At 52.1% G+C, this 19,917-nt stretch carries 23 protein-coding genes and 1 pseudogene; 5 read left to right on the top strand and 19 right to left on the bottom strand.

What is annotated here, in order from left to right:
- Window positions 1-56 precede the first annotated feature (56 nt).
- From ACP86_RS08980 to ACP86_RS08970, 3 genes are read left to right on the top strand one after another with little or no spacing between them, the layout of a single operon-like run.
- Window positions 57-872, top strand: a complete 816-nt coding sequence (locus ACP86_RS08980; protein ID WP_053113387.1) for a heteromeric transposase endonuclease subunit TnsA — start codon at window positions 57-59, stop codon at window positions 870-872.
- Window positions 862-2,943, top strand: a complete 2,082-nt coding sequence (locus ACP86_RS08975) for a Mu transposase C-terminal domain-containing protein (RefSeq protein WP_053113386.1) — start codon at window positions 862-864, stop codon at window positions 2,941-2,943. The genes ACP86_RS08980 and ACP86_RS08975 overlap by 11 nt, the downstream gene beginning before the upstream one ends.
- Window positions 2,936-4,528 (top strand): ATP-binding protein, encoded by a 1,593-nt coding sequence (locus tag ACP86_RS08970; protein WP_053113385.1) that lies wholly within the window; start codon window positions 2,936-2,938, stop codon window positions 4,526-4,528. Before ACP86_RS08975 ends, ACP86_RS08970 begins: the two co-directional genes overlap by 8 nt.
- Window positions 4,529-5,021: 493 nt before the next feature.
- Here the strand turns inward: ACP86_RS08970 and ACP86_RS08965 are convergent, their stop codons facing one another.
- The 6 genes from ACP86_RS08965 to ACP86_RS08940 all read right to left on the bottom strand — a co-directional run bounded on the left by ACP86_RS08965 (window position 5,022) and on the right by ACP86_RS08940 (window position 8,543).
- Window positions 5,022-5,477, bottom strand: coding sequence for an SCO family protein (locus tag ACP86_RS08965; protein ID WP_227507855.1), 456 nt, complete (start codon window positions 5,475-5,477; stop codon window positions 5,022-5,024).
- A 17-nt stretch (window positions 5,478-5,494) separates the two neighbouring features.
- Window positions 5,495-5,851, bottom strand: a complete 357-nt coding sequence (locus ACP86_RS08960) for a DUF3703 domain-containing protein (protein WP_053113384.1) — start codon at window positions 5,849-5,851, stop codon at window positions 5,495-5,497.
- A gap of 57 nt (window positions 5,852-5,908) precedes the next feature.
- Entirely contained in the window at window positions 5,909-6,631 is a 723-nt protein-coding gene (locus ACP86_RS08955; RefSeq protein WP_008173647.1) for a cytochrome c biogenesis CcdA family protein, read from the bottom strand.
- Window positions 6,632-6,712: 81 nt separating this feature from the next.
- Complete coding sequence (locus ACP86_RS08950) at window positions 6,713-7,390, bottom strand: DsbA family protein (RefSeq protein WP_008173644.1); 678 nt, start codon at window positions 7,388-7,390, stop codon at window positions 6,713-6,715.
- Window positions 7,387-7,821 carry a disulfide bond formation protein B gene (locus ACP86_RS08945; protein WP_008173641.1) on the bottom strand — a complete coding sequence of 145 codons (435 nt, stop codon included), beginning with the start codon at window positions 7,819-7,821 and terminating at the stop codon, window positions 7,387-7,389. The genes ACP86_RS08950 and ACP86_RS08945 overlap by 4 nt, the downstream gene beginning before the upstream one ends.
- A complete protein-coding gene (locus ACP86_RS08940; RefSeq protein WP_008173639.1) occupies window positions 7,818-8,543 on the bottom strand; it encodes a cation diffusion facilitator family transporter in 726 nt (241 codons plus the stop codon). Before ACP86_RS08940 ends, ACP86_RS08945 begins: the two co-directional genes overlap by 4 nt.
- Window positions 8,544-8,612: 69 nt before the next feature.
- Here ACP86_RS08940 and ACP86_RS08935 point away from each other — a divergent pair, with 69 nt between their 5' ends.
- Window positions 8,613-9,020, top strand: a complete 408-nt coding sequence (locus tag ACP86_RS08935; RefSeq protein ID WP_008173636.1) for a MerR family transcriptional regulator — start codon at window positions 8,613-8,615, stop codon at window positions 9,018-9,020.
- A 61-nt stretch (window positions 9,021-9,081) separates the two neighbouring features.
- Here the strand turns inward: ACP86_RS08935 and ACP86_RS08930 are convergent, their stop codons facing one another.
- From ACP86_RS08930 to ACP86_RS08900, 7 genes are all read right to left on the bottom strand, one after another.
- Window positions 9,082-9,705, bottom strand: a complete 624-nt coding sequence (locus ACP86_RS08930) for an SCO family protein (protein WP_053113383.1) — start codon at window positions 9,703-9,705, stop codon at window positions 9,082-9,084.
- Window positions 9,702-10,544, bottom strand: coding sequence for a cytochrome c oxidase assembly protein (locus ACP86_RS08925; protein WP_053113382.1), 843 nt, complete (start codon window positions 10,542-10,544; stop codon window positions 9,702-9,704). The genes ACP86_RS08930 and ACP86_RS08925 overlap by 4 nt, the downstream gene beginning before the upstream one ends.
- A 22-nt stretch (window positions 10,545-10,566) precedes the next feature.
- Entirely contained in the window at window positions 10,567-11,205 is a 639-nt protein-coding gene (locus ACP86_RS08920; protein WP_053113381.1) for a DsbA family protein, read from the bottom strand.
- Window positions 11,206-11,249: 44 nt separating this feature from the next.
- Window positions 11,250-12,251, bottom strand: a complete 1,002-nt coding sequence (locus tag ACP86_RS08915) for an arsenic resistance protein (RefSeq protein WP_206769037.1) — start codon at window positions 12,249-12,251, stop codon at window positions 11,250-11,252.
- 33 nt (window positions 12,252-12,284) lie between these two features.
- Window positions 12,285-13,193: a cation diffusion facilitator family transporter gene (locus ACP86_RS08910; RefSeq protein ID WP_008169406.1), complete on the bottom strand. Its 909-nt coding sequence runs from the start codon at window positions 13,191-13,193 to the stop codon at window positions 12,285-12,287.
- Window positions 13,194-13,290: 97 nt separating this feature from the next.
- Window positions 13,291-13,806 carry a signal peptidase II gene (lspA, locus tag ACP86_RS08905; protein ID WP_023011862.1) on the bottom strand — a complete coding sequence of 172 codons (516 nt, stop codon included), beginning with the start codon at window positions 13,804-13,806 and terminating at the stop codon, window positions 13,291-13,293.
- Window positions 13,807-13,810: 4 nt separating this feature from the next.
- A complete protein-coding gene (locus ACP86_RS08900) occupies window positions 13,811-14,707 on the bottom strand; it encodes a cation transporter (protein WP_039881754.1) in 897 nt (298 codons plus the stop codon).
- Window positions 14,708-14,878: 171 nt separating this feature from the next.
- On the opposite strand from ACP86_RS08900, the gene ACP86_RS08895 reads away from it, so the two are divergent.
- A complete protein-coding gene (locus ACP86_RS08895; RefSeq protein WP_008169412.1) occupies window positions 14,879-15,343 on the top strand; it encodes a hypothetical protein in 465 nt (154 codons plus the stop codon).
- 528 nt (window positions 15,344-15,871) lie between these two features.
- Here ACP86_RS08895 and ACP86_RS08890 read toward each other — a convergent pair.
- The 6 genes and pseudogenes from ACP86_RS08890 to ACP86_RS22070 all read right to left on the bottom strand — a co-directional run.
- On the bottom strand, window positions 15,872-16,582 hold the full coding sequence (locus tag ACP86_RS08890; RefSeq protein ID WP_041657503.1) for a PEP-CTERM sorting domain-containing protein: 711 nt from the start codon (window positions 16,580-16,582) through the stop codon (window positions 15,872-15,874).
- A 435-nt stretch (window positions 16,583-17,017) separates the two neighbouring features.
- Complete coding sequence (locus ACP86_RS08885) at window positions 17,018-17,356, bottom strand: c-type cytochrome (protein WP_053113380.1); 339 nt, start codon at window positions 17,354-17,356, stop codon at window positions 17,018-17,020.
- Window positions 17,357-17,422: 66 nt separating this feature from the next.
- Window positions 17,423-18,685 carry a PQQ-dependent sugar dehydrogenase gene (locus tag ACP86_RS08880; protein WP_053113379.1) on the bottom strand — a complete coding sequence of 421 codons (1,263 nt, stop codon included), beginning with the start codon at window positions 18,683-18,685 and terminating at the stop codon, window positions 17,423-17,425.
- Between the two features lie 286 nt (window positions 18,686-18,971).
- Complete coding sequence (locus ACP86_RS08875; protein WP_053113378.1) at window positions 18,972-19,178, bottom strand: alpha/beta hydrolase family protein; 207 nt, start codon at window positions 19,176-19,178, stop codon at window positions 18,972-18,974.
- Window positions 19,179-19,211: 33 nt separating this feature from the next.
- Window positions 19,212-19,520, bottom strand: a complete 309-nt coding sequence (locus ACP86_RS08870) for a prolyl oligopeptidase family serine peptidase (RefSeq protein ID WP_075267621.1) — start codon at window positions 19,518-19,520, stop codon at window positions 19,212-19,214.
- Window positions 19,521-19,536: 16 nt separating this feature from the next.
- Window positions 19,537-19,842: pseudogene (locus tag ACP86_RS22070) on the bottom strand (MBL fold metallo-hydrolase); the annotation flags it as partial.
- Between the last annotated feature and the right edge of the window lie 75 nt (window positions 19,843-19,917).

Below are 19,917 nucleotides of genomic sequence, written 5' to 3'. Positions count from 1 at the left end.
AAAGTTTGATCAAAAAGGACCCCCTGCTATTCTCAAATTAGCAGGGGGCTTTTTTTATGACAGACACTGATAAACCGATTAATCCGAAGCACGAAAAGTTACTTAAAACTCGGGGGCGGGGAAGAGGCAAAGACTACGAGCCGTTCATCAAAGTTCACGAGATCAGCAGCTCAGGTGAGAGCGTGCGAATCCGTAGTGCTTCGGTCGGAAGAGTTCATCACTTACTGTCTCGTATCGAGCTTCTCGCCTTCTTGGTCTTTGATCAATTCGAACAAACGATCGATATACGGGAACAATACCCCCTCCCGATAAACGACACTCTCGATATCTGCTCACGATTAGGCATCAGGCATCCACAGATCCATGGCGGACTGACAGTTGTATCCACTGATCTGTTGGTTGACCTGTCGCCCAGGCAGCAGCTTGCGATTGCGGTGAAGTCTTCCGAAGAGCTCTCTAAGGCGAGAGTTATAGAAAAACTACAAATTGAAAAAATCTACTGGGAAGCGCGTGGGGTTGAATGGAGGATTTTCACAGAAAAAGAGGTATCTGACGGTCTGCGGGAGAATCTCCTGTGGATCCAGCCCTATCTCAACCCAGACATGACCGCCTATCAGCAACTTGGTGATTCAGATGTGCAGGATCTTTTACACCGCTTGAAAAGGCATCCCCGGACCAAAATCACCAAGCTTTGTGCGAAGTTTGACGACCAATACCAGTTGGAACCGGGATTTCATCTCGGACTCCTTCGACATGCAGTCGCCCACCGGTTCATAAGGGGTCCGTTGAATAAGGTATTTCACAGCTGGACTTTTGGCGATCTAAGCCTCAGAGGCGAAGCGTTCGCGAGCGGGGTGAACCATGCTTCTTAATCGGGTATTCAAAGATCCTGCGACGGGCAAGCGTTACCGCGTTGTCCTGGAGCACCTTAGTGATTTGATGTTGATTGATGTGGATAGCGAAAAGGCTTGGCCCTTCCCTATATCAGAACCAGAATTCGAGGCGCTTGGGTATACCACCATTCCCGACCCCTATCCACTATCGACCGTGGAGGAAGGTAGCGTTGGCGCCCAAAGGCGTGACGAAGCCTGGAACACGCTCAGCCCACTGCTGAACCATTACTTGTCATTATTTAGCAAAAAGGAACGAAATCGGCTAATTAAGGAGCTATTAGCGTCCACCGATAAACCCCGACTGTATATTATTCGACAGCTTCGCCGCTACTGGCAAAGGGGAATGGCACCCAATGCGCTGGCGCCGGATTACTACAAATGTGGAGCCAAAGGGCAGCCCAGACGAGAGGTCGAAAACAAGGTTGGTCCAAAACGAACAGTCTCACCGGGAAGAGGCGTTCCTGTAACCGATGAAGTAGCCGAGCTGTTTCGAATGGTACTGGATGGCTTTTACCTAACCAATGAAAAGGTGCCGTTTACCGCGGCATATGACAAAGCAGTGGGGCTCTTCAAAGCCCGATACCCCTCTGCAACTGAAAAAAGCCTGCCCACGATGAGGCAGTTCAGATACTTCTATGAAACCAATTATCGTAAGAACGAGGTGATAAGGAAGCGAACGCCAAGCCGTATCTATCAGAAAGATAAACGGGCGCTTACCAGTACCTCTGCGAATCTTAATTTTGGACCAGGGGCTCGGTATGAGATTGATGCAACCATTGGTGATGTTTATCTGGTGGCTGAGAACGATCCTAGCTCGATAATTGGCCGTCCCGTGATGTATTTCGTCAAAGATGTGTTCAGCAGAATGGTAGTGGGCATGTATGTGGGGCTTGAAGATCCTTCCTGGGCAGCGGCGATGATAGCTTTGGGAAACGCCTTCAGCGATAAAACAGCCTATTGTCGCGAATACGGTGTGAATATCAGGACTGAAGATTGGCCTAGTGTTGGTGTTCCGGCCGGTATCATGGCTGATCGAGGAGAGCTTTTATCCAAGCAAGCCGATGTGTTGGTTAACAGGTTTGGCATTCAACTCAGTAACTCACGGGCCTACCGAGGTGATGACAAGGCGATCTGCGAGCGGTTTTTCAACACTATTCAGAGCAAATTCCGTCCCTATGTAGGCGGTGTGGTCGAGCCGGTAAATGGCAAAAAGCGTAATGGTAAGCGTTATGAACTGGATGCGGAGTTGAACCTACCAGAATTCATGAAATTGCTGATCAATCTGGTCATCATCTACAACACTCAGCACGTTGTCGAAGGCTATGACTTTGCTCCGGATATGCCAACAGATTTGCCGGCAGTGCCAAGAGAGCTTTGGAACTGGGGCATTCAGCATCGCACCGGCATGCTCCGATCTTGCGAGGAAAATCTCGCCCGCATCAACCTCTTACCTTTCGAGACTGGCACGGTATCCCAAGTGGGTATCACCTTCAAAAGCCTCGTGTATACCTGTCAGGAAGCGCTGTCTGCGGGCTGGTTTGATCGAATCCGACAAAACCGTCCCTCAAAAGTATATATCGCTTTTGACCCGCGACGGACTAACACCGTTTACCTGAGGCCTGATTCTCAATTCGAAAACTACTGGGTGTGCGAGCTTTCTGACCGAAGCCGCCGTTTCAAGGATATGAGTTTCGTCGAAGCAGCAGGAATTCAGAAAGAGATGAACCGCACCAAAGCTACAGCCAAGCAAGAGGAGGATTATCATAAACCCGATGCCCTCACCGCCGTTGAGGAGATCGTCGCCAATGCGAAGAAACGGAAAGACGCTAAAAAACCAACTGTTACAAACTCGAACCGACTTAAAGGGATACGGCAAAACCGCGTCAATGAAAAAGAGTTGGAACGAAACCGCAGCGGAATTAAATCCAACACGCAATCTACTCGGGATCGTCCAGCGGATATAGTACCGTTCCGCTCCAACAACACTGAATCAAACGACAGTCTCGATTACCCGGATATGGATGCCTTCTTGGAGGATGACGATGAGTAAATTGCCCCTCGCCCAATACCAAGAGGCAGAAATCCGGGAATATCAGGGCCATCCCCTAATAAATGCCTTACCTCCAATCAATTCGCCCCAAACAGCGGCAAAGTTGTTGGGGCGATTCCCAAAAGTCTACGAATCGGAGAAGTCTCTTCCATCTCATATTCGACGCCAGGCAATGATGAGAATCCTGGATCAGTTTCTTTATCCAACCAAATCACATCTTCAATTGGAGCAAATGATTTCGGGTATGCTCCGCCGAGGGTACCTCAGCCGAAACATTGCCACACCGGATTACCACCATAATCTTGAAGACGTTGACCACACCGACTTCTCCTCGATTGCTCGAAACGCTGGCAACGAGGCTCTTGTGAGCTCGGTTATTGGATGTTCCGGCACTGGCAAGTCGACGGCAGTAGAAGCAATTTTACAAACCTATCCACAGGCTATTTACCATCCCGAATACCAGCACTCTCAGCTCGTTTGGCTGAAAGTGGAGTGTCCGCATGATGGTTCGGTAAAGAACCTTTGCACAAACTTTTTCAGGGCTGTAGATCTTGCCCTGGGGACAGATTACCAAGCCCTTTATGTGAAAAGCCGATCCTCTGCCGAGTCCATGCTCGGAAGCATTGCTCGCGTGTCAGCTCTGCATTCGATAGGACTGTTGGTCATTGATGAGATTCAGCATCTGGAGAAGTCTCGATCAGGTGGCTCAGCCAAGATGATCAACTTCTTTGTGACGTTGACGAACGTGATCAAAGTCCCCGTCCTTTTCATCGGAACACCGAAGGCTCTGGAGCTTTTCCAGCCCACAATGCGATCCGCGCGGCGAGCAGCCCAATTTGGCAGTCTGGATTGGGGCCGTTTTGCAAGGGCAGGAGCCGATAGAGGCGACGGGGAGTGGGAGCAGTTTTTTAAGCGGCTATGGAAACTTCAGTGGCTTGAGAACCCAACTCCCCTAAGCCAGGAAATAATGGATCTGTTCTGGGAGTACACGCAAGGAATTGCGCACATTGCGGTTGCCCTCTTTTATCTCAGTCAGGCGCGAGCCGTCGTTGCTGATCGTAATGCAATTGATAGGCCCCTGGTAACCAAGGTCTATAAGGAAGAGCTCGCGATGATTCATCCCATGATTTCCGCACTGAGAAGCGGACGGGAAGAAACAATCCTTCAGTATGCGGATCTGGATATTCCCCGGGAATCATTGGCAGCGCAAACTTCTTTACCGGAGATGCCATATATACCGAACGATGGCGAGGCTGCTGAACAAGCAGACATCTCAAAATCCAAGCAGCTGATTTCTTTGCTTATCCAAATGGGTATTGGAGAGGACATTGCTCCCAGTGTTGCGGATCAAGCGTTGGCAGAGAACCCGAACGACAGTCTTTTTGAGCTCGTCGGCCATATCAAAAATTTGGAAGAGCGAAGTGTGGATATGCCGGTTCAAAAGACGTCTCCCCGAAAATCTAAGAAGCCCAGCCCAGTGTACGTTGAGGATGATCTGCGACTGGTACAAGGGGAGGATCCAGAAATGACCTATCAAGCTCTGAGGAAAAAAGGAGTGATTATCGAACTCTCGACTTACCTCTGAGGATTCAGCAGTTGATAGCATTGCGAGTTGCACGATGTTTCGTATATGCGCGCGAGCAAACTGTTCAACTGATGATAAGTTTCGGGTTCCGGGTGTAACTGTGGTCGAAATTGCCATCTTTGGATCAATCAGATACGAGGTCAGGGCCATCGCCAGAAAGGATATTAGATTAGAGAGGTGCGAGCAGTTCACGGCAGCTATACAGTATGAGTTGTTTGGCGACTCCCAGTAGGACCAAAAAGCTAAGCATCAAGGGTTAGTGTTGGGTTTTAAACAAAAGCGAACATTCGAGTCAGAGCTTTCCTCCAGAGCCTCCAGTCATTCAGTAATCCTCTTCAAGCAGGCCAACAAGGTCCTGCCGAATGGATTGAGCGCTTAAATCTTCCGGCCGGATAAGCAGGCGAGGATTACCATCACGATCAAACACATAGACTGCACCGCTGTGAGTAACGGCATAGTCACCTTCTGCGTCCGGTTCTTCATGCCCGAACGTCTACCGGTATCGCTGGGTAAGCGTGCGGAGGTCAGAGGCGTTGCCGGTCAGCCCGATGATTTTGTCACCAAAAAAATTGACGTACTCCGCCAGGCGTTCGGGTGTGTCGCGCTGAGGATCGACACTGACGAACAACGTAAGTACTTCCTCCTGATTTTCCGTGCTCAGCCCGCTGACGGCCTGGCTGAGTTTTTGCAGAGCAGTGGGGCAAACATCAGGGCAAGAGGTAAATCCGAAAAACAGCATTCGTACCTGACCACTGTAATCATCGCCTGAAACCCGTGTTCCCTGACTGTCGATCAAATCGAATTCAAGCTTGGGCATCACGCCGCTGATTTCTGTCCCGTGCCAATCCGGCGGATCATCGCCCATGCAGCCAACAAGGAGGATTGCCAGCATCATCATTGCAATGGATGCAAAGCGCTTTGCGTGGTGTTGGAAGCAGGGTTTGATCATCAAGTGGTGTCCTTCAATTACGTGTTGGAAGGATTCTGGTGTCCCAGAACAATCGCCAAGTCTTCCGGCACCGCCATCGGTTCAAATGCGCTGACGTTGGCAAGTCCCGTATTGCCGACAGGAACCCGGATTCGTGAAACCAGCAACGCAGCGAAGGCCCGAGCCAGCTGACCGAGAACCTCGCGAGCATCGCGCGCGTGCCAGCCAAGCCGGAGCATGCGCAAATGTGTTGTCGTGTGCGCTAACGCGAACTTCTGGCTCAGAATATGAGCCCGTTCAAGATGTCTGAACGCTGTAGCGACATCGCCCTGATTGTCAGCATCAGCGGCTGCTGCCGGTTCTGTCAGATAGAACGTCTTGAGTTCACTGTTCACTGCTCAGTTCTCCTGCCTTATCGGCCAGCTAAGTTGTGGGCAAAGATTTGCCCGGGATCAACCGAGTCTTCCGAGTACCGGAAATGCGGATAACATCCATGATGCAAACCGGGTCATCTGTCCCGTCAGCACCATTACCCCCATAACAACCAGAACCAGCCCTGCCAGGATTCTCAGTGACTGACTCCAGCGGCTCATCCAGCGCACTCGCGCCCGAAAGTGCTTAATAAATAAAGCCGTTGCCAAAAATGGAATTGCCAACCCCAGCGAATAAACGGCCAGGTACAGCATGCCGGTTTCAGCATTCGCATGGGTGGAACTGAGAGCCAGGATAGCGCCCAATATCGGGCCAATACACGGTGTCCACCCGACGGCAAAGGCCAAGCCGAGAAGGAACGCTGCCGTGGGCCGTCCACCCTCAAGGGTTTGCCCAAAGCGCCAGTCGCGCTGTAACGCGGGCATGCTCCACCAGCCCAGCATAAATAGCCCCATCAGCACAATCAGAATGCCCGCCACCAGATTGGCTTCCTGCCGGTAGGCCATCAGCCACTGACCGAGCAGACTAGCGCTGGCACCAAAAGCGATGAACACTACACTGAACCCAAGGACAAAACAGATACTGAGCCACAGAGATTGCAGTCGACTCGAACGGTCTGTGACAGTGCCGCCCGTAACGACCGATAGATACCCCGGAACCAGCGGCAGAGTGCAGGGTGAGAAAAATGACACCAGGCCGCCAAAAAAAGCAGCCAGCATTCCCCATGTCGCAAGATCTGGCATTTCCGTGAGTCCTCAATTTTCTGAGTTCAGTTGACGGTGGAGGGCATCAAGCCCATCCGTGTTTTGTTCGACACCGGTCGACTATTTCTGTGCGTCTGGGAGCGACTCCTGAACAAGACGAAGTAGCGGTTTGGGACCAAACTCCGTGAGTTGGCGGCCATTCACGAAAAAAGTCGGGGTGCCCCGAACACCGATGGTTTTGACGTCCTGCATGTCCTGATCAAGGATGGCGCTTATCCGTTCGGATTGCATATCCTCACGGGCTTGGGACAGGTCCAGACCGGCTGCCTCGGCCGCTCCCCATGCCTTGGCAACCTTCGGGTCGTCGTGCCAGGCCGGCTGCACCTCCAACACAGCTTCCAGCACCGGTTCATAGACATCTTGCAGGCGAGCTGCTTCCAGAATTCTGGAGACTTCCTCGGAACCCTGATGGAACATTGTGTACCGCAAAACAAGCCGCACCTGGCCTGGATACTCAGCAAGTATCTGTTTCACGATCGGGTAGAACGCCCGGCAGGCTTCGCAGGAGGGGTCGAAAAACTCAACGATGATCACCGGTGCGTCGGCAGGCCCGAATGTGGGCGAATGGAAGCGTACCAATGCTTGTTGGTTCGCGATCGGTTCGGCAGCGGCAACAGACTTTTCGCCGGTGGTGGCCGTTTTTTGAGGCTGCTGGGGCTGTGGCTTGAATAGGACGGCGGCTGAAAAGGCTGCGATCAGCACGAGACACACGACAACAAAGATGGCACGACGATTCATGTATGAACTCTCCGACGGATAAGCAAGAGCAGAATGATGATGGCAACAAAAATGGCCAGCGATAGAAACGGAAGCGGCAGCCCACCAAATATCGTCATTCCGTCACCCGAGCAGGACGGGCCAGTGGCCGTGCAGGGCTGAATGGGTTGTGGAATGAGCCCCACATAAAGCAGTGAGTGGGCTAGAGCGAACAGGGAGCCAATGACAGACAGCGGCATAGCGTAGCGCCAAACGTTAAAATCCGAGTAGTAGCAGGCGACTGCGAGAATCACCGCCAACGGAAACATGAAGGCGCGCTGAAACCAGCACAGAACGCACGGAGCCTGCCCGAGAACTTCCCCGATGTAGATGGCTGAAAGCGAGGACCCCGCCGCCAGTAGCCAGGCTGACAGCAGCAGCCCCCATGGAATCACCCGGTTATTGGTGGTCACCGGGATGGCTCTCTGGATTCATTGGCACAAGTGCTTTGCGAAGAAGAGCAGCAGCTGTTTCCAGCGGTATCGCCTTCATCTTTGCTCGATTTATCGGCGGTTTCAGCCCCACCGGCACGCCATTCCTCCATACCCTCACGGATGACCTGCCAAGCGGAGTGCAGGAATAGCGCAGCAATGGCGAGGCCCACAATGATGTCCGGCCAGAGGGTATTGGTGAGGGCGACCAATCCTGCCGCAATGATTACACTGCTATTGGCGAACAGATCGTTCCTGGAACACATCCAGGTGGAACGCATATTGAGATCGTCCGCACGATGACGGTAGAGCAACACAAAACAAACGCCGTTTGCAAACAGGGCAAGAGCGCCGACAGCGCCCATCCACTCGGCGGCGGGCACTTCCTGTATCACCAGCTTGCGGATGGCATCGGCGACAACAACAAGCCCGAACAACAGCATAAAGCCGCCTTTGAACAAAGCCGCTCCGGCACGCGCGCGACGGCTTCGGTCCAGCACGAACAGTGTCAGTGCATAGACAGACGCGTCGCCAAACATATCCAGCGAATCGCCCAGCAACGCGGTAGAGCTTGCAATCCAGCCGGCGCTGAATTCCACCACAAACATCACTGCGTTGATGGCAAGCGCAATGTAAAGCACCCGGCTTTGGCTCGCTCGCAATTGTGCCAGTTCACCGGCCTTGTTTTCACAGCAGCTGTCCACGACGAACCCTCCTAAAACGTGCAATACATCGATACACTGGTGGTTATAGTAACTATAAGGTCAATAGCGATGAGCGAAAAAAGGAACACGGTCGGTCGGCTAGCTGATGATACGGGCGTTAAGCCCGTGACCATCCGTTATTACGAAAAAATTGGACTGTTGCCGAAAGCGACCCGCTCGGAGTCGGGCTATCGTCTCTACTCCGAAGAGGATCATTCGCGGCTGCTGTTTATTCGACGAAGCCGCGGGCTCGGATTTAGCCTTGACGATATTCGTGAACTGCTTTCACTGGCGGATCGTCAGCAGGAGTCCTGTGCGGGTGTGGACGCCAAAGTTGAACAACAACTGGTTCAAGTGCGCTCTCGACTGAAAGATCTACATGCAATGGAACACGAGTTGGAAAGACTGAGTGCGTGTTGTGACGGCGGAGTTATTATGGACTGCCGAATTATCGAGACACTCTCCGGCTCTGCTTAACCACTTTGTATGTGCCCGCCAACCAGGACTGTCTCAATTCGAGTTGGGACAGTCTATTCAGTCAGGCATCCTCCTGAATAAGAGCAACGAGGTCATGCCGAATTTCTTCTCTACTCAGATCGGGCCGCATTAAGAGGCGGGGGTTACCTTCGCGATCAAATACATAAATCGCGCTGCTGTGTGACACCGCATAATTTCCATCAGCGGCAGGTTCGTCATAACCGAAGGTTGTTCTATATCGTTTTGCCAGTTCACGAAGCTGGGGTTCTTTTCCAGTGAGTCCTACAATATTGTCGCCGAAGAAATCCACGTATTTTGCGAGACGCTCAGGCGTGTCACGTTTCGGATCGACACTCACGAACAAAGTGAGTACTTCATCCTGAAGCGCGGGGTCCAGGCCACTGGTTGCCTGATTGAGTTTTTGCAGGGCGGTCGGGCAAACATCGGGGCACGAGGTGAACCCGAAAAACAGCATTCTCACGCGGCCACTGTAATCATCGCCAGATACAGACTTGCCCTGGCTATTGATCAGGTCGAATTCCAGCTCAGGCATCAAGCCACTGATGTTTTTACCGTTCCAGTCTTCCTCGTCATTGCCAAAGCAACCAGTCAGCAATAGGGATGCTATCAGCGTTAAGGTCGCCGATATGATTTTGGTGCGCTGTCGCCAGAAGCGAGTTCTCATGACGCTGTTTCCTCAAGTTGTTTGGATTGGTTGGTATATTTTCCGTCCTGATGCATGGCTCGCCGGAGCATCAGAAGAATACCAAGGATGCTCATCATGGCTGGAGGAATATAGGTCAGCATGCCGCCCAGAAGCTGGTCGACTTCCGGGTCCAGCGGCCAGGCCCTGCCACAGACTTCGTAAACGTCATAGACCATGTCACGTGAGAACACGATCCACGCCCCAAGAAACATCTGAAGCACACCTGCGGCAGCCAGAACCAACATGCGTCTGCCATACCCCAACGATGAGGTGATCGCAGGCGGTCGCGGGTCGAAGATCAACCACCAGAACAGCAGGCCATCCAGTAACATGCTCCAGTTCATGACCCAGTACAGATCTCGACTGAGCATGGCGTCGAAATGGATTGATGGCCACAGCCAGAAATAAATGAGCCCGACAAACAGGAATAGGGCGATGAAGGGTTGTTGCAGGACTTGATAAACCCAACTCAGAGGCCGGAGCGTGCGCCTCCAGCCTGGGCTGATTTTTTCAAACCAGAACCGCATGACTGGCAAGGGATTGGAAAGCGCGATCAGGATAGGCCCGATGTGATGAAGAATCAGGTGCTGGCCCCGATGGACGAAGAACATGTATTGTGCGTAGTAATCGAAGCGGGTCTGCATCACCGCATAACAGATCAGTACCCCCAGGGTGAACGCAAAGATCCGCAGTGAGCCTGGCCGGTCCTGTTCCGGCATCCGAATTAGCCCGACGCCATAGAATCCCATCACGAGCATGTAGCTGAGTATGGTCAGCGGCGAGAAATCGTAGGGTAAAAGGTAGTCAAGCAGTGACATAGCGTTGCCGGTTGTTTTGTTGTTATTTCAGTGACCCTACCTTGGATGTCACCAGGTCGTACAGTTCCTGAGGCCCCAGGCGGCTCAAGGTGTCTCCGTTAACGTAGAATGTTGGGGTTCCGGAAATTCCAACCGCCTTAACGTCCGCAGCATCCTGTTGAATAATGCCGTCAATCTCGGGTGAGTTCATACCGGCCCGAGCGGCTTCGACATCAAGTCCGGCTGACTCCGCCGCATCCCATGCTGCGGCGACCTTTGGATCATCGTGCCATTTCGGTTGTGCTTCCATAACAGCGTCCAGTACCGGCTCATAGACCCCCTGTTCACGGGCGGTTTCCAGGATTCTGACGGCCTCTTCCGAGCCTTTGTGAAACAATACGTAGCGCAGTACCAGACGCACGTTGTCCGGGTAGGCAGCCTGAATCTGTTTCACATAGGGATTCATGGCGCGACAACCTTCGCAGGATGGGTCGAAGAACTCGACAATGGTTACCGGCGCGTCCTCAGGGCCAATAACGGGAGAGTAATCCCTCACCAGTGGCGTTTTTTCAACAACGGCGGGTTCATTAGTGCCCTGGGAGCGATCGTAAATAACAAAAGCACCAGCAAAGACAACCAGACAAAAAAGAAGGAGACTGATGACCAGGGTTCGGGTTTGCACGGGAGATTTTCCTATTTTAAATGAGTTTACGGGTTTCAGATTATTCAGGTGTCCGGTAGCAGCCGACTAGGCACCCACCGCAGATAAAGCATCATTCCAAACAGTTCCAACAAAGACTGGACGACAATCACCACGACGGCCACAGCCCAGGCCTCTGGCATTGACAGTGCCAAAGGTAAAACCACGAAGGAGTTGCGTGTTCCTAGGCTGAAGATGACGGTGCGACCGGTTTCTACCGGTAATCGAAAGACCCGGCGCAGAGCCTTTCCAACCAGAGCCGCAGCTAGAAGATAGGCCGGAAACAGAATCATCAAGGGCCAGATAAGTGAGCCGGTACTGTCGATCTGGCTGACCTGTGTCATTGAGATGATGAACAGTACGACTGTCAGCAGAGGGACCGGCATCAGACCCATGAAGCGAATGAACCCGATGGCTTTTCTGGAGTTTTCGGCCCATTTTTCAGTCAGAAATGCCAGGATAAGCGGGACAATAATCAGCCCGCCAAAGGCCGGCAGGAGGTGCCGCCCAAGCTCAAGATTCACGTCGAACTGATTACCCATGAAAAGCCAGAGGTAAAGTGGAAGAAGACCCAGTTGAGCAATCAGCAGAACCGGTGTTGCCGCAATGGCTCGGGTGCTGTCCCCCTTGCCTAGGTGAGTGAAGGTGACAAACCAGTCGGTACAGGGCATCAGCAATACCAGAAGCACTCCCAACTTCAGCGCGTCATTGTCCGGCAGCGCCAATATCAGCAAGGCAGTGATCGCCGGCATGACCAGAAAATTTCCGGTGAGCAAGGCACCCATGAACCGACGGTCCCGGAACATATCAGACAGGTGGGTCAACGGTGTTTGAGTAAATGTGGCGTAGAGCAGAACTCCGAGCAACCCCCAGATTAAGTAATCCGGCACACTGTCACCGAGGGACGATGTCCAATCCACAGACAGTCCGAAAACAACAGCGATGAGGTAGGCCCAGACCTGGTGGCGTTCAATTACGTCTCGCATGGCGTGCTCGTAACCGAGTGGAATGTCGGCCATTCGCAGCATATCTGCCACACGGTACCCTTTTCAGCAGCCCTGCTAGCCATGGCCATAAGTATGGGCATCTTTGTGACTGTGATCAGGATGTTCAAACTCCAATGTTGAATGAGTGATGCCGAACTCGTTTTCCAAAGTTCGTTTTATCCCACCCTTGACTTTTTCAAGTTCATTCCAGGCACTTATTTCGACCACCACATGGGCGTCGAGGGAGGCATCATGCTCACCCATCTGCCAGAAATGTACGTGGTGAAGGTCTAAAACGCCTTCTACGTTTGATAAAGCCTCGATGACAGAATCTGTGTCGATATCCAATGGACTACCCAGCATGAGTGTCCGGATGGTTCCGCCGATTTCCGTTAGACCCAGGTAGAGAATATAGCTTGCGATACCAATTGTGATCGCGGGATCAACCCAACGCATGTCGTACAGGAGAATCAGGGCGCCGCCTACAACGACTGCAATTGACGCAAACGCATCAGACAAGTTGTGTAGAAACAGCGCACGGATGTTGACGCTGTCCTTTTGCATGGAGTAAGTAAGCAGCGCGGTCAAACCATCCACTACCAATGCGATAATGCCAAGCCAAACTACCCACCACCCCTTGATTTCCGGGGGATCTATGAATCGCATGCCACCTTCGTAGATCAAATATGCCCCGATCATTATCAAAGTGGTGTAATTTATGAGTGCCGCAACAACCTCAATTCTCCCGTAGCCAAAGGTCATCTTCGAGTCGGCCGGGCGGCGTGCAATCTTCCGCGCCGCAAATGCGATAAATAGTGACGCCATATCCGAAAAGTTGTGTATAGCGTCGGCTATCAGCGCCAAGCTGCCAGCGAAGATCCCTCCAGCGATCTGAGCCAAGGTTAGGATACCGTTCGCCCAGATAGCTACTGCAACTCTCTTATCCTTAGTATCCGGTGACATGTGAGCATGCTCGTGGCCCATTGTTTTCTCCTTGGTCGTTGCTGTTCAATTAAACGTAGTCGCAACACTCGCTAAGCCTGGCTCAGAGGGCTTAGCGAGTGTTGCGACCGCGCGAAAACTAGCCATTCTGGCGATTTTCCATGTTATTCCCGGCACCTTTCTCGGCTGTGAAGCTCGTGACCAAAATCATGGCCACGCCCAGGACGATGAACACGTCGGCAAGGTTGAACGCCGGCCAGTGCCGGGATTGCCAATGAAAATCCAGGTAATCGACAACATAGCCTCGAAAAACTCGGTCGATGACATTTCCAAATGCACCGCCAAGTACCATCGAATAGGCTAGTGCTTCGGTTCGCTTATGGCTGTCCCGAATCAATTTGACCAGAACAGCCGAGACGACAATGGCTATCGCAATAAAAAAATATCGCTGCCAGCCACCGCCATCGGCAAAGAGACTGAAGGCAGCGCCTTTATTCCATACGTGCACCCAATTAAAGAAAGGGGTGATCTCAACCGATTGTCCGTAAGCCATGGATTGCTGGACGAGCCATTTAATAAGTTGGTCGGCCAGAGCTATAAGTGCCGAAAAGCCGAGAAAAGTGAGCGTAAAAAAGCGAGAACGGTCTTCAGACATCGAATTATCCTTTTAGCGCAAGGATGCGCTTGGCACCAATGAGTACAATGCCTCCCACAATACCGCCAATAACCAGATCCGGGTAGTTGGAGCCGGTCCAGGCAACAAGAAGGGCTGCAAGGATAACTCCCAGATTGATAACCACATCATTGGCCGAAAATATCCAGCTGGCTTTCATGTGAGCACCGCCGTCACGGTGTTTGGCGATCAGGAGCAGGCAACTGATGTTGGCAATAAGGGCCACAGATGCGACGGCCATCATCATTGACGACTGGGGATCACTGCCAAACAGAAAGCGCCTGCCAACTTCAACCAGTACCCCAGCGGCAAGGATAAGCTGGAGTATGCCAGCCACATGCGCCGCTCTGACCTGCATTTTGATGCCGTGCCCAACGGCGTAAAGCGCGAGACCGTAGACGGCGGCATCGGCAAGCATGTCTAGCGAGTCTGCAATCAGGCCAGCGGACTGGGCGATCAGGCCCATCGTCATCTCGACCAGAAACATCAGTGCGTTGATTGCCAGCAGTATCCATAAAGTGCCGGACTCTTCGCTTTCGTTGGCCTTAGAAGATTCAGCCGCTCTGACGGATTCAGCGCTGGCGTCTTCTGTCCTCTGCAAGGAAGCGCCCAGGCCCAGGTTTTCCAGTTTGCTGGTAATAGGACCGGTTTCTCCATGGTGGATAATTTCCAACGTACGACCCGATAAATCGAATGACAGCGACTGAATGTTTTCAACGCCAGTCAGTGCCATTCGAATCATTCGCTCTTCCGAGGGACAATCCATTTTTGGTATTCTGTAGGTGCTTAGCTGGCTACCTGTTTCGGCGGTGGCGCGTCCCTGAAACTTGTCATCTACGACAGAGTCTTCACTGCCACACTGCCCATTGCAGGGTTTGCTCATTTTCTCGGCTCCGGTTCTCGTGCAAATGATGTCATTTAAAACCCTGTAGCTACTACAGGGTCAATGACTAATCTACTCTAGTAGTCGTCAAAATCGGCGTTTGTCTGGATAAAGATCTACAATGATAAGTGCGATGGTGTGGGCATCTAATTTTTTTCGGGGGTAAACTTTATGATTTCATTTAAAAGACTTACAGCAACCGCTGCGTTGTTGGTTTTTCCTGCATTCGTGCTAGCGCATGGTGATCAAGGCTCATGGCAAGGGCATGGTCCTGGCATGATGATGGATCAGGAGCAAATGCAGCAGATGCACCAGAACTGGTCCCACATGAACCAGCTGATGCAACGCATTCCTGATGAAGCTTCACCGCAAGAACGGCAACAATTGATGCGAGAACACAGAGAGGCGATGCAAGAGCAAATGGGTTTTATGCATCACGGTATGATGGGCCCCGGCATGATGCGGGGCCAACGGGGCATGATGGGGGGCCAGCATATGATGAATGGCAGCCAACCAAAAAATGGTGATGGTCCGACTACCGAACAACAAATTCAGATGATGCAGGAGCGCATGGATCAAATGCAGCTGATGATGGAGCAAATGCTGCAATACCAGCAAAATCTGAAGGTAGAGTGATCGAGAAGCCTTCAAATACTTCTGTTTAACAGACGCTTAGTGTCTGGCGAGTTTGATAGGCTGACGTTTGTGAAAACGGCCCAGTAGCTGGCTTTTAGTCTCTACGATCCGTGACCTTTTACGGCTGAAAGTTGGTGCTCTGGGCGCTACTTCGAATGTTCGCTTTGCGACCATCCCGGATTCCGGCCGGCACCGTAAACAAAACCGCGAGTTGCTCCCTCAGTTCACCCTGAGTTGGTTAGGAAACGAGCTTTCATGATCCTGGTAAGCGGTCAAATGGCGTCACAAACGAAGCCCGAGGTAGTGTGTTCGGTTCAAGTGGGCGGCTTGACCAATTGAGAAGCATATTAGAGATGGCGGCCAAGACCTGAAGCTATCATTCATCGTAAAACCCGCCCAATCGACGTGATTAGAACCTAAACAAGGCCATCATCTGGTGTTGCTTACGGCATACATCAAAAGATGTCTTTCCCAGTATCCAGAAAGCCGCGGTCAAAACAGAACCGCGGCTATCACTAAAACTGCACATTAGCACTTGCGCCGACGTGAGCGACTCGTCAACGCGACCAAGCCAAAAGCTAACAACCCTAACGTTCCCGGCTCTGGAACGGGTTTTGGATCGGTTGGACTCGACAATTCTGCGGTAAAACCAATGTTTTGAAAATCGACCTGACGGTTGGATCCTGTAAGAAACGCTGTAACGTATTGAACGTTTAACGGAGCGGCCAGAGTAATATCCTGAGCTGTGATACCTGGAGCACTGCCTAGATCTGGTAAAACATCCAAAATGCCCACTTGAGAATTCGCGGAATTAAAAAAAGTGAACGCGATATTGTCGACATCAAAGTTTTCACCTGTGTAATTCCAAAAGTGCAGAATGTTTAGGTCGTACTCCTGCCCAAAGTCAAATGAGAGTTCCAAGCCCCCGCCGATCTCATCAGCTGTATACCAAATATGTGTTGTTTGATTGTGGAACTCCTCGGAAGTCGCGCTAGGCGCGTCAATCACTTTGTTGATCGTTTGGCCGCCTGAGAAGGTGTTGTTAAACGAACCCGGCGACGTGCCCGAGCCTACTGAAACCGAAATATTTGATTCGTTCAGGTAAATAGGCGCTGCTACAGCATTTACCGCACCCCAGACAAAAAATGCCACTAAACTGTTCAGTAATAGTCTCATTAGCATCTCGATGTTCCTCTCCATTTGTGGGTCGGGATAGTGTTTAAGCAACGGTGATGCCATAGATGTCAAATCCTTTTAATTCAAAGGTCTGTCACTGAGATCGTCTGTACTCGTGTAAAGAAAGTTGACGACAAGAACTACAAACAACGAGGTTTGAACGGGCAAGTTGCGTTGCGGTTTAACAAGAAGATCTTCCAGTGAAACAGCGGGGGGGGGAAGTGAACAAGGTCGCGCGGCCGAGGAAAAGGCCTGTTTTGAGAACAAAGCACAGGCGTTACGCCCGAATCTGAATGTCCGATTTGCGACCGGAGCACCTAAACAAAAGCGGACGTTCAGAAATGATTCAATTGACCACTAAGCGGACCTTTTCAGGTCGGGGCTTACCCAATCCGGCTATTCGGAAACAAAGCACGCTGATGTCGCAAAGCCGACATTCAGATTTACGCCTTGGGTAAGTTCGGTTCCCTTAAAAGGGCATCCGGTGGAGGCCTTTCGCTACTCCGGCATAGAGACCGTTACGCTGATGGATTCGTACCAGGCGGCCAGGTCTGATATTTGCTGGTCCGTAAGGTCTTTTGTGACAACCGACATCATCTCGTTTTCGCGTTTGCCGCTGCGGAAGGCCTTCAGCTGTTTCTCAAGGTAAATCTGACTTTCGCCGGCAAGGTTTGGCGCAATTGGGATTTTCGCAATACCATCAAGACCATGGCAGGTTTTACACTGAGCTGCGAGTGTGCGGCCCTCGGCCGGGTCAGCGGCAAAGGTGTTTGCAGAAAAGCCGAGGGACGCACCCATGAGTATCACGCCGAAGCGCGCTTTGGTCAGTAGTGACATTTATTGTTATCTCTGAGTAGCCAGAGAGCCTGGGACTCTCTGGCGTAAGGGATTGGAGATAGCGTCTCAGGAACCGGATCCGGTATAGGCAATCCGGTAGATGGCGCCAGCCAGGTCATCAGAGACCAACAATGAACCATCTTTCAGTTGTGCCACGTCCACTGGGCGGCCGAGGTATTCGCCGTTTTCGCTAAGCCATCCTTCTGCAAAGGGAACGGTTTCGCCAGTAACATTGCCGTCGGCATCCACCGGAGTGAACATGACTCGTGCACCTACAGGTTCAGTTCTATTCCAGGATCCATGCTGCGCGATGAAAATTCCGCCCTGGTAATGTTCCGGGAACATATTTCCGGTGTAGAACGTCATGCCCAGATCAGCCGCATGAGCGACGGTCTCAACAACCGGAAATACTACCTCCACGGGCACTTCTTCTCCTTGGTATTCGGTTGTGCGCACGTTACCCCCGCCGTACCAGGGGTGGCCAAAATGCTGGCCCATTTCTGTCTGTCGGTTGAGTTCTCCGGGAGGTATATCGTCACCCATACCGTCAACCTGGTTATCAGTCCACCAAAGATTTCCGGTGGTAGGATGGAAGTCCTGTCCGACTGAATTACGTACACCGCGGGTATAAACTTCCCTGCCGGTGCCATCCTGGTTGATACGGATGATCCCGCCGATACCCACTTTACTGAAGGTATCGAGATGTTCTGGCGGAGCAACGTTATAGGGTTGTCCCAGCGAGACATAAAGTTTGCCGTCGGGGCCGATGTCGCATACCCGGGCCGTATGATTGTAGCTGACAAATTCCTCTGGTATCAGCTCACCTTCGGGAATCAGTTCGAAGGCCACCACATCGCCGCTTTCATAGAAAAACTCTGCGGCGGGGTAGGCCAGAATCCGGTTCTGTTCGGCAATGTAAAGCACTCCCTGCGGTGAAAAACACGGGCCATTGGGCACTGCCTTGTCTATCGACGGGGCAAAGTTCTTCACCTCATCCGCAACCCGATCCTTGTCGCGGTCTGTCACTGCCCAGACTTCGGTTTTTCGGGTACCTACAAACGTAACGACCCCCTGCGGCCCCACCGCTATGTGCCGAGCGTCCGGGACCAGAGCATAAAGAGAGATTTCAAAACCTTCCGGCAGTGTAATTTTCTCAAGTGTTTTCCGGATGGCATCGGCACTGCTACTGTTCTGGTCAACAGTCGTGAATTCCGCCTCACCAGTCACCTGGAATTTGCCGAGCTTTTCCAGGTTGTTGGACTGGCCATAAGCGAAGGGTGTGGCGGTAAGGCCTGCCGCGACAGCGAGAACTAAAGCTTTTTTATTCATTGTTTTTATTGCCCTCTTGATTCACTGATTAACAGTCAGCCAGCGATCTGGTGGCTGCAGCTTTACGTTTTGTTATAACAACAAGATTAAAGTTCGCGAGTACCCGGAAGTCAAGGAACAGGTTGGTGTTAGCCAGGGTAATCCCGCCATATGTGAGCTGCTAAAATGATTGGCAGCGAGCTCAGCAACACCGACTATAAAAAGCAGCGAGCCTGCTTAATATATCCGCGTGATTGAGAGCTTTGCGGAATCCGTGGCCTTCTTCCGGGTAAAGCCTGACCAGAGGTTACTGGCCATTCGCTCGGATCGCTTCCGCCTTGCTCCGCGCCTGTTCCGACACGACGACGGAATCCTTGCCGCCCTGAAAGAATGCCATTGGCCGCCTGATTCGACTGGCCTGAGCCAGAGGTGAACGTTGCTCCCACTGGTGAGGCACCTGGTCCAGCGGCCCCGGCAGCCAGTCCAGATAACCGGACTCAAAACGATGGGTCATCTGCCGTAGGCGCTCAGGGTCACTCACACCAAACTAGCTTACGCCGGCGGTGAAATAGCCGGACAATACCAGTGCCATCAGTGCCGTGTAGCCCCCAGAGCTGCGCCCCTGCATGACGACAGACCGACGGCTGGCTTTTTCGGAATTGACGAGGTGTCTGGCTGCAAGCTCCATGTCTTCAACGTCCAGGATTCCCCACTGTCCGGCGAGGGACAAACGGAAATCACGACCAAAACCGGAACTGCCGCGGTAGTTCACTTCGGCTACTGCGAAGCCCTGATGACATAGAAATTGAATCTGAGGACTGAGTACGGGGGGAGGCCATGGAGGTAGGACCACCATGGGCAATCATCACCAGGGGCGGCGCATTGCTCAGCAATGGTATTGCCGTCAGCCTGAGAGAGGGTGCGCAGGGAATGGTAAACGAGGTCTGGTCGGTTGCCGGAACCTTATTCCATCGAGGACCACCATTACAGTGCTCAAGCATCCTGAATAATGGAAATCCACTGCTCAGGTCATCATGAACCTGCGCTGTGCACAAAACATCCAGGGGCATGCCTTCCCGTAACATCAGCAAGCCGGTGGTGTGGTACACCTGGCTGTCAAACAAAAGAACGGCACTTATGCCGGTGTCACGCAATGCCCCGTCTGGCTGCATCGCTGCATCGCATCAAAAGAGGCCAACTGATCGATAAAAATTCCCGCTCGTTACTCTTTCGCCAAGTTGTAGTGTTCAAAT

It is taken from the genome of Marinobacter sp. CP1 (assembly GCF_001266795.1).
GTDB classification, from domain to species: Bacteria; Pseudomonadota; Gammaproteobacteria; order Pseudomonadales; family Oleiphilaceae; genus Marinobacter; species Marinobacter flavimaris.
The sequence above is the reverse complement of the archived record's forward strand: the minus strand, read 5'-3'. Positions and strand labels throughout refer to the sequence as shown.

Coding starts and splice junctions, on each gene's coding strand:
- ACP86_RS08980 (WP_053113387.1), top strand. CDS start 57: ATGACAGACACTGATAAACCGATTAATCCGAAGCACGAAAAGTTACTT.
- ACP86_RS08975 (WP_053113386.1), top strand. CDS start 862: ATGCTTCTTAATCGGGTATTCAAAGATCCTGCGACGGGCAAGCGTTAC.
- ACP86_RS08970 (WP_053113385.1), top strand. CDS start 2,936: ATGAGTAAATTGCCCCTCGCCCAATACCAAGAGGCAGAAATCCGGGAA.
- ACP86_RS08965 (WP_227507855.1), bottom strand. CDS start 5,477: ATGATCAAACCCTGCTTCCAACACCACGCAAAGCGCTTTGCATCCATT.
- ACP86_RS08955 (WP_008173647.1), bottom strand. CDS start 6,631: ATGCCAGATCTTGCGACATGGGGAATGCTGGCTGCTTTTTTTGGCGGC.
- ACP86_RS08950 (WP_008173644.1), bottom strand. CDS start 7,390: ATGAATCGTCGTGCCATCTTTGTTGTCGTGTGTCTCGTGCTGATCGCA.
- ACP86_RS08935 (WP_008173636.1), top strand. CDS start 8,613: ATGAGCGAAAAAAGGAACACGGTCGGTCGGCTAGCTGATGATACGGGC.
- ACP86_RS08930 (WP_053113383.1), bottom strand. CDS start 9,705: ATGAGAACTCGCTTCTGGCGACAGCGCACCAAAATCATATCGGCGACC.
- ACP86_RS08925 (WP_053113382.1), bottom strand. CDS start 10,544: ATGTCACTGCTTGACTACCTTTTACCCTACGATTTCTCGCCGCTGACC.
- ACP86_RS08915 (WP_206769037.1), bottom strand. CDS start 12,251: ATGCTGCGAATGGCCGACATTCCACTCGGTTACGAGCACGCCATGCGA.
- ACP86_RS08910 (WP_008169406.1), bottom strand. CDS start 13,193: ATGGGCCACGAGCATGCTCACATGTCACCGGATACTAAGGATAAGAGA.
- lspA (WP_023011862.1), bottom strand. CDS start 13,806: ATGTCTGAAGACCGTTCTCGCTTTTTTACGCTCACTTTTCTCGGCTTT.
- ACP86_RS08900 (WP_039881754.1), bottom strand. CDS start 14,707: ATGAGCAAACCCTGCAATGGGCAGTGTGGCAGTGAAGACTCTGTCGTA.
- ACP86_RS08895 (WP_008169412.1), top strand. CDS start 14,879: ATGATTTCATTTAAAAGACTTACAGCAACCGCTGCGTTGTTGGTTTTT.
- ACP86_RS08890 (WP_041657503.1), bottom strand. CDS start 16,582: ATGGCATCACCGTTGCTTAAACACTATCCCGACCCACAAATGGAGAGG.
- ACP86_RS08885 (WP_053113380.1), bottom strand. CDS start 17,356: ATGTCACTACTGACCAAAGCGCGCTTCGGCGTGATACTCATGGGTGCG.
- ACP86_RS08880 (WP_053113379.1), bottom strand. CDS start 18,685: ATGAATAAAAAAGCTTTAGTTCTCGCTGTCGCGGCAGGCCTTACCGCC.
- ACP86_RS08875 (WP_053113378.1), bottom strand. CDS start 19,178: ATGACCCATCGTTTTGAGTCCGGTTATCTGGACTGGCTGCCGGGGCCG.
- ACP86_RS08870 (WP_075267621.1), bottom strand. CDS start 19,520: ATGGTGGTCCTACCTCCATGGCCTCCCCCCGTACTCAGTCCTCAGATT.